Source organism: Eubacterium sp. 3_1_31, assembly GCF_964249515.1.
In the GTDB taxonomy this organism is placed as follows: domain Bacteria; phylum Bacillota_I; class Bacilli_A; order Erysipelotrichales; family Erysipelotrichaceae; genus Longicatena; species Longicatena caecimuris.
In genome coordinates, this window is the sequence record NZ_CAXUBY010000039.1 from 1 (window position 1) to 12,326 (window position 12,326).

Annotated in this window: 12 protein-coding genes; 2 read left to right on the forward strand and 10 right to left on the reverse strand. The window is 37.7% G+C overall.

Translation table 11 applies throughout. The features are described 5' to 3' along the window. Nucleotides 1-80: 80 nt before the first annotated feature. From ffh to ACESSZ_RS13020, 4 genes are all read right to left on the reverse strand, one after another. Nucleotides 81-1,484, reverse strand: a complete 1,404-nt coding sequence (gene ffh, locus ACESSZ_RS13005) for a signal recognition particle protein (RefSeq protein ID WP_008688675.1) — start codon at nt 1,482-1,484, stop codon at nt 81-83. A 68-nt stretch (nt 1,485-1,552) separates the two neighbouring features. Further along, nucleotides 1,553-2,347, reverse strand: coding sequence for a putative RNA methyltransferase (locus ACESSZ_RS13010; protein WP_008688676.1), 795 nt, complete (start codon nt 2,345-2,347; stop codon nt 1,553-1,555). A 125-nt stretch (nt 2,348-2,472) separates the two neighbouring features. Next, nucleotides 2,473-4,761: a protein translocase subunit SecDF gene (locus ACESSZ_RS13015; RefSeq protein WP_008688677.1), complete on the reverse strand. Its 2,289-nt coding sequence runs from the start codon at nt 4,759-4,761 to the stop codon at nt 2,473-2,475. Beyond that, a complete protein-coding gene (locus ACESSZ_RS13020) occupies nt 4,758-5,048 on the reverse strand; it encodes a post-transcriptional regulator (protein WP_008688678.1) in 291 nt (96 codons plus the stop codon). Before ACESSZ_RS13020 ends, ACESSZ_RS13015 begins: the two co-directional genes overlap by 4 nt. Nucleotides 5,049-5,271: 223 nt before the next feature. Here ACESSZ_RS13020 and ACESSZ_RS13025 point away from each other — a divergent pair, with 223 nt between their 5' ends. Continuing rightward, entirely contained in the window at nt 5,272-6,570 is a 1,299-nt protein-coding gene (locus tag ACESSZ_RS13025) for an oligosaccharide flippase family protein (RefSeq protein ID WP_008688679.1), read from the forward strand. 81 nt (nt 6,571-6,651) lie between these two features. On the opposite strand, the gene ACESSZ_RS13030 is transcribed toward ACESSZ_RS13025, so the two are convergent. Then, entirely contained in the window at nt 6,652-7,314 is a 663-nt protein-coding gene (locus ACESSZ_RS13030; protein ID WP_008688680.1) for a DUF421 domain-containing protein, read from the reverse strand. 61 nt (nt 7,315-7,375) lie between these two features. On the opposite strand from ACESSZ_RS13030, the gene ACESSZ_RS13035 reads away from it, so the two are divergent. After that, nucleotides 7,376-7,732 (forward strand): DUF3792 family protein, encoded by a 357-nt coding sequence (locus ACESSZ_RS13035; protein WP_008688682.1) that lies wholly within the window; start codon nt 7,376-7,378, stop codon nt 7,730-7,732. On the opposite strand, the gene ruvB is transcribed toward ACESSZ_RS13035, so the two are convergent. The 5 genes from ruvB to ACESSZ_RS13060 form a co-directional block, all read right to left on the reverse strand. Continuing rightward, on the reverse strand, nt 7,733-8,740 hold the full coding sequence (gene ruvB, locus ACESSZ_RS13040) for a Holliday junction branch migration DNA helicase RuvB (protein ID WP_008688684.1): 1,008 nt from the start codon (nt 8,738-8,740) through the stop codon (nt 7,733-7,735). A gap of 3 nt (nt 8,741-8,743) precedes the next feature. Further along, nucleotides 8,744-9,328 (reverse strand): Holliday junction branch migration protein RuvA, encoded by a 585-nt coding sequence (ruvA, locus tag ACESSZ_RS13045; RefSeq protein ID WP_008688686.1) that lies wholly within the window; start codon nt 9,326-9,328, stop codon nt 8,744-8,746. A gap of 211 nt (nt 9,329-9,539) precedes the next feature. Further along, nucleotides 9,540-10,142, reverse strand: coding sequence for a hypothetical protein (locus tag ACESSZ_RS13050; RefSeq protein WP_008688689.1), 603 nt, complete (start codon nt 10,140-10,142; stop codon nt 9,540-9,542). Between the two features lie 143 nt (nt 10,143-10,285). Further along, nucleotides 10,286-10,918 carry an alpha/beta fold hydrolase gene (locus tag ACESSZ_RS13055; protein ID WP_008688691.1) on the reverse strand — a complete coding sequence of 211 codons (633 nt, stop codon included), beginning with the start codon at nt 10,916-10,918 and terminating at the stop codon, nt 10,286-10,288. Beyond that, entirely contained in the window at nt 10,915-12,318 is a 1,404-nt protein-coding gene (locus tag ACESSZ_RS13060) for an MATE family efflux transporter (protein WP_008688693.1), read from the reverse strand. The genes ACESSZ_RS13055 and ACESSZ_RS13060 overlap by 4 nt, the downstream gene beginning before the upstream one ends. Nucleotides 12,319-12,326: the final 8 nt, after the last annotated feature.

Here is a 12,326-nt window from a genome sequence, read left to right on the forward strand (position 1 = left end):
CAAAAAAAATACGCCATTCTCTTATGAGTTTGACGTATTTTTATTTGTGAGGCTATTTCTTATTCGTTACAGCCTCTTATTTAAAATCTTCTGCCTTTTTTTCCTGCACGCATAGCTTTGTTCATAGCACGCATATTTTTCATGCCTCCCATGGCTCCCATATTAGGCATTTTTCCATTTTTTGACATTGACATCATCTGTTTCATCACCGTCTTCATCTTTTCATATTCGGAAATGCAACGATTTACATCAGCCACCGTAGTTCCACTTCCCTTAGCAATACGATTTTTTCTTCCTGCTCTAAGAATATTAGGATTTTCTCTTTCTTCAGGCGTCATACTCTGGATGATAGCCTTGCTTTTTTTCAATTTATTATCTGCCTTTGCCTCATCAATTTGATTTGCCATCTGTCCCATACCAGGCAACAATTTCATCATGCCGCCTAAAGACCCCATCTTTTCTATTTGTTCATATTGAATTAACATATCACTCAATGTAAATTGTCCACTCATCATACGATTTGCTGATTTGGTGCTAGCTTCCATATCCATTTTTTCCTGAGCTTTTTCTACCAGTGAAAGAATATCACCCATTCCTAAGATACGATCTGCCATACGATCTGGATGGAACACATCCAAATCCTCAATTTTCTCACCTAAACCAACAAATTTTACAGGCACTTGTGTGATGCTTCGTACAGATAAAATACCACCGCCGCGAGAATCACCATCTAGTTTCGTTAAGACAAGTCCAGTAACACTTAGCTGTTCATGAAAGCTACTTGCGACATTCACAATATCCTGTCCAGTCATAGCATCAACGGTTAACAAAATGTCATCCGGATGAACAAACGCTTTAATATCAGACAATTCTTGCATCAATTCTTCATCTATATGCAAACGCCCAGCGGTATCAAAGACAACCGTATCATAGCCTTGTTCTTTGGCATAATCCATCGCTTTTTGCGCTGTTTCTAATGCCTTTGTTTCAACCCCTAAAGAAAACACCTCGACATCAATGCTTTCACCAAGTGTTTTCAACTGTTCAATCGCCGCCGGACGAATTACATCACAGGCAACCAATAATGGCTTACGACTTTGTTTCTTCTTCATAACATTAGCGATTTTAGCTGCCGCCGTTGTTTTACCAGTACCCTGTAAACCAACCATCATGACGGTTGTTATGCCCGTTTTCTTATAATTGATAGGAGCTTCTTCATTTCCTAATAAGGCAACTATTTCATCATGAACGATCTTAACGACCATTTGCCCAGGGTTTAAAGAAGTCATCACTTCAGTGCCCAATGCTTTTTCTTTTACACGAGCGATAAAATCTTTTACAACACCATAATTCACATCAGCTTCTAATAATGACATGCGCACTTCCCGCAACATATCATTCATATTTTTTTCGCTTAATTTACCTTTACCTGTTATATTTTTAAACGCCTTTCCCAGACGTTCACTCAAACTTTCAAATGCCATTCTTCTATTTCCGCCTTTCTTCCTGAATTCTTGTTTATTATATCATAGCCAATTCTTATTTGGAAAGGCTATTTCATGGATTCTTTGCGATACAACGCAATATGAAAAGATATCTGTGTCGTCAATTCCTTGCATTGTTTTAATGCCTCTGCTTGCTGTTTAGGAGTTCTCCAATAATATGGAGTCATTTGAAACAGTGCCCAAATATCCTGAGCATCCTGAATTGTAATGGTATCTTCTACAATTTCTTCATGTAGTAAGGTAAAACCGGAATAACCTGTTTCAATTTCATTTTCATACACATCCGTATATAACAGTTGTTTCAGCTCATATAGATGCTTTGGACCAGGACCTACCTTTAAAAAATAACCACCTGTTTTTAATACTCTATAATTTTCTTTGCTATCCACAGGGGCAAAAACAGACACCACCCCATCTGCACAATGCTTGGCTATTGGTAAATGGAAGATGTTACACACCCCATAAGTTACACCACGATGCGCTTTACAAGCCTCATCAATCGCATGCTTGCTTAAATCAAAGCCATAAATTTGTGTGGCAGGCAATACTTCCTGAAAATAATTTGTATAATAACCTTCTCCACACCCTGCATCTATCAGCGTTTCCAATGCTAATTTCTGTAACATTGTCGCTAATCGTTTTTGCAGAATATGATAATAACCATGGGATAAAAAACGGGTACGAGAGCGTACCATCGCTTTATCATCACCGCTTGCCTTATGGGAACCAAGCACCAGATTAACATATCCGCGACGAGCTATATCATAACTATGCCCTTTTGCACAGCGCCATACGTGTTCTTCTTTTTTTAATTGTTCATGACATTTCGGACATATGAGCATTCGTTCCACCTCATTCTCTTTGTCTTAGGATTATATCATAAATACATGGCAAGTGTAAATGTAGACAACATATCAAAAAGAAAAGCGCAATACTCTAAACAAAGAGTATTTGCGCAAATGTTTGATTAATAATCATTTAAGCCTGGAACGATCATTTCTTCTACAGCTTCTTTTTTATGTTTTTTATGCACCTTTTTGCTCTTAGGTTTTTCACGCATACGCAGTTGATACCATACTTGTGCAGCAATAAACAAAGAACTTCCAGCACCGGCAATTAAACCGATAAACAAAGCCAAACAGAAGGTGAAGATTGCGTTACTACCCAAACCTAGCAGACAGATAACCGGTAATACAGTCGTAAAAGTAGATAAAATTGATCGTGTTGCCGTATTCTGCAAGGCAATGTTCACAATTTCCTTATATTTTACCTGATCCAGTTTTTCATGTCGGTTTTCTTTAACCTGATCTCGAATACGGTCAAAGACAACAATGGAGTTATTAATAGAATAACCAATGATTGCCAACATTACAGCTATGATTTCCGTATTCACCTCTAAACGGAAGATAGCACAGAAACATAAGATGATAAAGACATCATGTATCAACGCAATGATACCACTTAATGCATAATCCCATTTAAAACGCAGGGAAATGTAAATCATAACACCAATCCATGCCAATACAGAAATAACAATAGCTTTTCTTACTAATTCTCGACCGATGACTGGTGTAACAGTACTATCGCTGACATCATGTTTGTATGTTGCCTTCAAAGCCGTTTTCGCTTTTTCCATCGTGCTTGTATTAACCGCTTCCTTAACAAAGACATGTGCAATCTCATTCTTATCACCATTGATCTTCACACTGTTCGCATGAATACCCAAAGATTTTAATTGTGTTTTTAATTCATCAGCTTTGATTGCACTGTCACTTTGTACCGTAATTTTTGTACCACTGGTAAAATCAATACCGAAGTTTAAGATACCATCGCCTTTGAAACCATTAAAGCCCATACAGCCAATGGCAATGACCATAATAGTCAAAGAAGTAAAGATGAAATATTTTGCTTTACCAACAAAGTCAAATCCTTTAAAGCGTCCATAATAGAAACGTGATTCTCCGTTAGCAACGCTTGGAATCTGATTTTTCTTGACACCAAACCAACTCTTCTTATCATCCAATTTGCCACTGTCCACGAGCATCTTCAAAAGGAATTTAGCTACAAAGACAATAACCAGTAATGTAGAAATCGTTGACACGATCAACATGGTCGCAAAACCTTTTACACTACCTGTACCGAAGATGAACAGAATCAATGCGGAAATAAAGGTCGTAAACTGAGCATCAAAAATCGTGACAAATGATTTGGAACTACCTTCGTAGAAGGCTGTTTTGACACTTCTGCCACTATATAAAGCATCGCGAATACGCTCGAATGTCAAAATATTAGAATCGACTGCCATTCCGACACCCAATACCAAGGCAGCGATACCTGATAAGGTAAAGACGGCTCCCATTAGGTTATTAATCAAGAAGACAACAAAGACGTAAGATGCAATTGTAATTGCGGATATAACGCCCGGTAAACGATAATATAAGATCATAAACAACATGATCAAAGCAATACCTACAGCACCAGCCATCATGGTTGTTGAAAAGGCATCAATACCATAATCAGCGGTTACCGCATTGCTATAGGATTCGACCATTTTCACAGGCAAGGAACCTGAATTGATAAGATCCTTTAATTCATTTGCCTCATCTTTGCTAAAGTTCCCACTAATTTGGGCACTCGTACTATTAATTCCCTCTTTTACAGATGCCGCAGAAATATATTTTGGTTTCTCTTTTGTTTTTTCTGCTGCATAAGAATCTGTTGCCTGGTCAAAATCCAGCCAAGCTACCATCAGATTTTGACCATCTCCCATTGCCGCAACCTTTTTGGTAACCTCATAAAATTTACTTTGATCTGCCAGTTTCAAACTAACGACGGGATTGCCATATTGATCTGTTGTAACACTGGCTCCTCCTTCTTTTAAAACACTAGCATCCATCAGCAGATTATCATTCACATCACGGAATGTTAAATTTGCAGTAGATGAAATTACCCTTCTTGCCTGGTCGGCATTTTTCACTCCAGCTAACTGTACACGAATACGGTTATTACCTTCCACCGTAATATCTGGTTCATTAACACCAAGCACATCGACACGTTTGTTTACAGATTCTGCCACTGCGCTCATACTTGGCATCTTTTTTCCATCCAGCGGACTTACTTCATACAGAATTTCAAATCCACCCTGCAGATCCAAACCAAGCCTCATGTTATCTTTGATCATTCCACTGCAAGTGACAATGACTGCCAAAATTGTCAAAACCGTGATGCCAAAAACAACTAAACGCGATTTTTTCATTGCTTATCTCCTCCAAATAAATCTTCAAAGTCATTAATCTTCATTTTTGCGCCAAGTAAAATGGCCTCATTAGATAAATATGCGACCACATCGTTAGCACTCAGCTGCATGACATCATTCACCGCATCATGCACACTATCTACTTTCTCATATTTCCATTTTCCAATTAATGCACTTTCTACATGCTGATATGTTAAGGAAGATAACTGTTCTCGTTTGAGTTCATTGGCCTTTAGGGCGATGGCAAGTTTTATGTATTTATCATCAATCAGACTTTGCTCACTCATAGTTTCCTCCTCAATACCATAACACATATTTTACATCATTCCTTTTCATAAGGCAATATGAAATTCCAAGTAGGGTATTTTCACATCATTTCAACTTTCTAATGAAAGGCCTAAAAAGCAGCAAGAAAGGTCCTTTATATTGCTGCGAACACCATCTTTCCATGGTATGCACATGTTTTTTGCATACGTTTCATATACTTTGATACAGACAAGGATGATTCTTATGAAAAAAACATTGCTGCGTTCAACGTTTCTTTTACTGTTGGTTTCCGTGATTGCTAAAATCTTATCTTTTCTTGTACGTATTCTTTTAGCTCGCACTCTAAGTGAGTCTGCAATGAATTACTATACACTCGCTTCCCCAACCATGGTCATTATGATTACCTTAGCGCAAATGGGGATACCTGGAGCTTTGAGCAAGGTCATTGCCCAAAGCAAGGATACGCGTAAACCACTTTTAGCAAGTATCCTTGTTTCCATGATAAATAATATCGTAATTATCGCCGCCTTTTTCATTCTTCTTCCCTTTTTATCTTTCTATATTTTAAAACAGCGTGAAATATTACCGGTGTTATACGCCATTTTACCATTAATTCCCCTTGTGAGCATATCCGGTATATTAAAGGGGTATTTATTCGGGAAGCAACAGCACGTTCAAGCAACTGCCTGTCAATTATTTGAAGAAGGTTCACGTATCCTCTTTTTGCTTGTTATGTTCTCTATGGATCACTCGTTAACTAATGTCACAATGGCAAAAATTGCCATGTATTCAATCAGTGTCGGTGAATTATGTAGCAGTTTGTATATGCTGTTCGCCCTTCGTCAGCATAAACATGATATCCGACAATTACCAACCTTATTTCACACATTGCATCGTCAGCAATTTGATGAAGTATTATCCATCAGCATCCCTATGACCGGAAGTCGTTTAATCGGATCTTTTACCTATTTTTTAGAGCCCATTGTCATGGTAATTGGTTTAAGTGCCTTACAAAGTGATACGATGATTCATGCCTATGGACAATTGAATGGCTATGTTTTGCCAATCATCACGATGCCTAGTTTTTTAACCATCACCTTAAGTAATTTTTTACTTCCTTCTTTTACGTATCATTATGCCCGTGGACATGAAGCGACAGCCCGTCATCAATTTTCTTTTATCTTAGCAAGTTGCTTTATTGTCGGTGCTATCTGCAGTTTCCTATGCTATTTTTTTAATGAAGAATTGTTATTGCTTTTTTACCACAATACACGCGGTGCCCTTTTATTAAAACAACTCGCCATTCCCTTTGCACTGTATTCGCTGCAGCCTCCTTTAAGTAGCATGTTGCATGCGATGTCGCTCAGTAAAAAAACAGTATACGATACCTTTGCAGGCTCCTTTACCCGTTTATGCTGTGTCGCCTTTTTATCACATATCCTGTTCGCTGATGCATTAAGCATAGCAATCAGTGCTGGTATGTTGGTCACGACTTGTCTTCATGCCATTCGCCTATGGTTCGCTTTTACCAAAAACAAATAATTATTGCACATTATAAAAAAGATAGAAACATGGAAAAATTTCTATCTATACCATCTAATTTCTTATGGCGACATGATAAAATCAAAACATCTTATTTTGGGAGTCTATTTCCTTCTTAATGATAAAAAAAGCATTTTTTTGCCAGATGCATAAAAAGATATCTTTAACATCTTGAATCCCTTCTTCTTTCATACAGGCTTTCAGCCATTCACTGTCGCGATGCAGATCCTTCAGTGCTTTTTTATTGATAATGCCATCACTGATCAATGGATCCGGATGCTTGACTTTACAGCTTTTTTTCGGCAACACACTTAATTGTCCATTATTTTCCAATACAGCAAAAGCCACTTCATCAGGCGTACATAGATCATGCGAACGTATTTGACTCATCAAATCGTCAATGTTATATCGATTCTTACGCATTGCATCTTGGTTGATGTGTCCATTATGTATTAAAATAACACTTTTACCATCAAAAATATCACGTACTTTTTTGCTTTTTAATAAGATCCAGCTGATAATGATTTGTAAAACGGCCAAGGTAAAAATGGGTACGAGTGATTTGAGAATACTTTCATGTGATTCGGTAATAGAAATAGCAAGCAATTCACTCATAACCAAATAAATAACAATATCAAATACAGATAATTCACCAACTTCACGCTTTCCCATGATTCGTAAGGCAATTATAATGACAAAGTATACGACGAGACATTTTATCATCAATGTGATATATTCTTGCATTTTTCATCCTCCTTGCATAGTCCGACAAACTTTTTCATACATTACAATGAGGTGATTCCCATTGAAATCAAAGTTACAGACTTACCTTCAAAGTGCCGCTATTCTTTTAGCACTCACATTGTTATTTTCTCTTATCTTTGCCGCTTTATACTATTTTACCTGGATTTCAGCTGAAACTTTTCATATTCTGAATTGGATTGGCGGAGCTATTGCTTATGGTTGTGGAGGTGTCTGGTTAGGCATCAAAACAAAGAAAAAAGCGCTGTTCAGCGCTTTAGGAATGATTCTTTTATTTTGCATACCCGTCTTTTTATTAAGCGGCATTTCTTTACTGTCCATTATAGAAATGCTTTCCAAAGCTCTGGCTTTTATCGCTTGCTGTATGTTAATGTATGCGAAGACACAAGCGAAAGCTTAATTATAACTTGAATAACCCTTCTTCCATATCATAACCCAAATGACGATATGCTTTATCCGTTACAATGCGACCACGGGGTGTACGATTTATAAAACCGATTTGTAATAAATATGGTTCATACACATCTTCTAATGTCATAGCTTCTTCACCGATACTGCTAGCTAAAGCTTCCAAGCCAACCGGACCGCCTTTAAATCGTTCAATGATTCCTTTCAAATATTTATGATCAACGTTATCAAGGCCTAAATGATCGACCTTTAACTTATCAAGGGCCATTGCAGCGACTGCCTTATCGATGATGCCATCATTCATAACTTGTGCAAAATCACGCACTCTGCGAAATAAACGATTTGCGATACGTGGGGTTCCACGTGAACGCAATGCTATTTCCAATACGGCTTCCTCTTCAATTTCCGTATCCATGACACGGCTTGTACGCCATATGATCTGTTGCAACTCATCTAGACTGTAAAATTCCAGCTGCGATACTATACCAAAACGATCTCGCAATGGTGCTGTTAGATCTCCAGCTCTAGTCGTTGCGCCCACTAAAGTAAATGGTGGAAGATCCAAACGGATAGAGCGTGTCGTACTGGAATCTTTACCGACTACGATATCAATACAATAATCTTCCATTGCTGGATAGAGCACCTCTTCGACTTGTTTGGGTAAGCGGTGTATTTCATCAATAAACAAAACATCTCCTGCTTCTAAAGTTGATAAGATAGCAGCCAAATCTCCACTTTTTTCAATAGATGGTCCACTGGTTGTTTTAATATGCCCACCCATTTCATTTGCCAAGATATAAGACAATGTGGTTTTTCCTAATCCTGGAGGCCCATACAATAAGACATGATCCAAAGCTTCATTGCGTTGCTTCGCTGCCTGAATAAATACTGCTAGATTTTCTTTTAACTGCGCCTGCCCGATATATTCCTTTAATGTGGAAGGACGAAGTGTATCCTCTTCCTCAACTCCCTGCATTTCATTTGAAAGCACACGTTCCATGCCTTATACTCCCTTTCTTTTTGCCAATATAGATAATGCCTTTCGAATATATTGATCACTAGTCGTAGACTCTTCCATGGCCATTAATTCTTTTTTCACACTGCTAATTTCAGCATTTTTATAGCCTAAAGCTTTTAATGCCTCTATGGCATCCAACAGTTGGGCATTTTCTTTTGCCTCAATTTCAGTTACTTCTTCGACCAATTTATTCTTCAGATCCAAAACAATTTGACTTGCTGTTTTAGCACCAATGCCTGGTAATCCTTTTAATGTTTTGACATCATTATTTTCAATTGCCATGATCATATTTTTAGCAGGACAAACCGCCAACATACCCAATGCTGTTTTAGGGCCCACACCTTTTACACTGATCAATTGCAAAAACAAATCATGTTCTTCCATACTTGTAAAACCAAACAGCGTAATAGCATCCTCTCGAACATGCTGATAGGTAAACAAGGTTACTTCTGTATTCAAACGTACAGCCTGTGGATTTGCGATATATACACGATAACCAATGCCATTGTTATCTATGATCAAAGAATCATTGCTGTAGCTGTGAATCGTCCCACGAATAAATGCTATCATTTTTATCACCTTGTTTTATTTTATCACGCCTAACGCTAAAAAAAAAGAAGGAGTATGAGATTCCTAATGATTCTTCATCAGCCAACCACAAAGGAAAATATCAAAAAACAATGAAAGAGCTTTTAAGCTCTTTCATATAATCGTAAACCATTCGTGATTTGCTTAATAACATGTAAACGCAATAAATAAAAGAATCGACCTGTGGAAACCGTTACTCTTTGTCCATTGCAATTACCTGCTCAATAAAGGTAGGATCATACTTCTCCTTTAACTCCTTTTGCATAGTGATTGTTTCTGTTGCAGAAGATTCATTCCCTGTAGCATCCATATCATAATATTGTGTACTCTCTAAAAACAGACAATACAAACTTACCGCTTCTAGGTGCTGTTCTTCCTTCATGTAAAACGTATACGTGTCTAAAAAACGCTTTACTACGTCGCTTTTATGAATAATTGCCACAACTTGATCATGTTCATAAAATGAATAAAAATGTTTATCTGCCCCTAGCCCTGTTTCATAGATTTGGTAGGTTTTTTCCGGCGTTATAAGTTCATAATATTCCCATCCTGTTTTTACAAAAAGAATTTGTTTTGTAACATGTAGTCTGCTCATGCATTCAGCATATGGCATGCCATCTTTACGAATAACAACTTTTTCAAAACCTTCTGCATTTAGCTCATAATCATGACCAAGCAACTGCATCGTTCCTATCCACGCTTCGGGTAAAACAGTAGTACCTATAAGCTCACCTTTCCGTGTTATCTCATGTTTGCTTAATGGTAAGCGCTCTTTCTGCTCAAAATTTACAATCATAATTTCCTCCATTTTATATTTATATCTGTATTGAGTATATCGTAAACGGTTACATTTTACAACTAAGATTGAAATTAAAATCATGAACAGGTAATTTTTTTGCAAATCTTCGCATCTATCGTTAATTTTTAGAAGGTGATTGGTTATCTTATAATCCCTTTGATTATTTTTGTGAGATGGTCTGGGTTTTCCAGCATTGGCATATGACAACTATCTTTAACAAAAAAGAGTTGTAGTTTCGCCAAAGTATCCGCATCTAAACAAAGATCGTGTATACGATCAGGATATGCAGGCAAGCCACGATCACCATAAATACCATACACCAAGCAGTTCGCCTGCTGCACCAAATAAGCATCATCAAATGTTTCTTGCAGTTCTTTATTTAAGGCATCTAAGTAATAGATGGATTCTTCTTGAAGCATCGACATAAGTTCATCTTTTACTTCACTATTTTTTGCCAAAAGCAAATTGCGATAAAATGCCGCTGCCGGACGTAAATTAGTTTCTATGAAAATAATCCCTTTCACTCGCATTTGAAAGTCTGCACAAAGCTGTAAGGCAATCTTGCCACCCATACTATGTCCTATGATATAATCATAAGATGCTTTTCCATAGCGATCATAAACATCTTTCGTGATATCCATCACTTGTTTTGCCTGTAACAAAACATCATGCGAATACTTTACAAAAACATTGTCTTCTTCTTCCCAATCCTTTATCATGTATCGCCATATTTCCTTTGTACATTTTGCCCCAGGTAACCATAAAATTTTCATACTTCCTCCTTGGCTTTGCAATCATTTTTTAATTTTTTATAAACGGTAAGATACATCGTCAAATAGCTGCAACCACCACCAATAAAATTGGAAATCGGTTCAGCCAGAAACACTCCCATGACCCCCAATTGGCCAACTGTAGGCAGCCATAACGTTAACGGTATAACAATTATAACTTTGCGGAATAAAGAAAAAAAGATAGCTTGTCCACTTTTATTCAATGCCACAAAAACACTTTGCCCACTAAATTGAAATCCCATCATGAAATAACCAAAGTAATACAGTTGGATTGCCGGTATGCCCCGTTTTACAATCACTCGATCACTAGAAAAGATATGGAGGAAGAACGTAGGCGTCAAATAGACAAATAGCCACATGAGCAGCATATACGCAACAACAACGACACTCATAAAGCGAATTGCCTTCAAGACGCGCTCATCCTTATGAGCTCCGTAATTATACCCTAACACCGGCTGTGCAGCATTGGTAATTCCACTTGCAGGTAATGTGATGACTTCACGTAATGAATTTATAATGGTCATGATACTGATATACACATCACCACCATACTGTTGTAAACTGGCATTGCATACCACCTGTACAGCACTATTGGTAATAGCCATAACAAAGCCACTCATCCCTAGCATAAGGATCTTTTTTACGTAGCACAATTGCAATTTCAATGCATGTCGCCTCAGCATGATACCACTTTGTTTATGCGCAAGAAACCATAAGATGCAAACAGCCGATGCTAGCTGCGAAAGAACGCTTGCGATTGCTGCCCCCTTTACCCCTAAATGGAAACTGAAAATACATAACGGATCCAAAATGATATTGAGTACAGCACCCAATACTACACTTAACATCCCTATCTTTCCAAACCCTTGGGCATTTATAAAGCTGTTCATGCCTAAGGATATCATGACAAAGAGCGAGCCAAACATGTAAATGGTAATATAGTCATCTGCAAATGAAAAAATAGCATCACTTGCCCCAAACAAATATAAGATATCTGTTTTAAACAACAATACAAAAAGGGTTAAAACGATACCAAATACCAGTAAAAGCGTAAAGCTGTTTCCCATAATTTCTTCTGCTTTTTTCGTATTCCCACGTCCTCGCTCAATCGAAAACAAAGGAGCGCCACCCATCCCTGCCAGATTTGCAAAAGCAATGACTAAGGTGATGATGGGAAACGTAATGCCGACTCCGGCAAGTGCATGATCGGCTACATCAGGTAAACGGCCAATGTAAATACGATCAATGATGTTATATAAAACATTGATAAATTGTGCAAGGGTCATAGGCAAAGCCAGTCGTAAAATATGACGGGCTACACTTCCATTACCAAAATTTTCTCCCCCTTTGTGCTTGATCGTTGCTTCTATCTTGCCACGCATAAATCGTA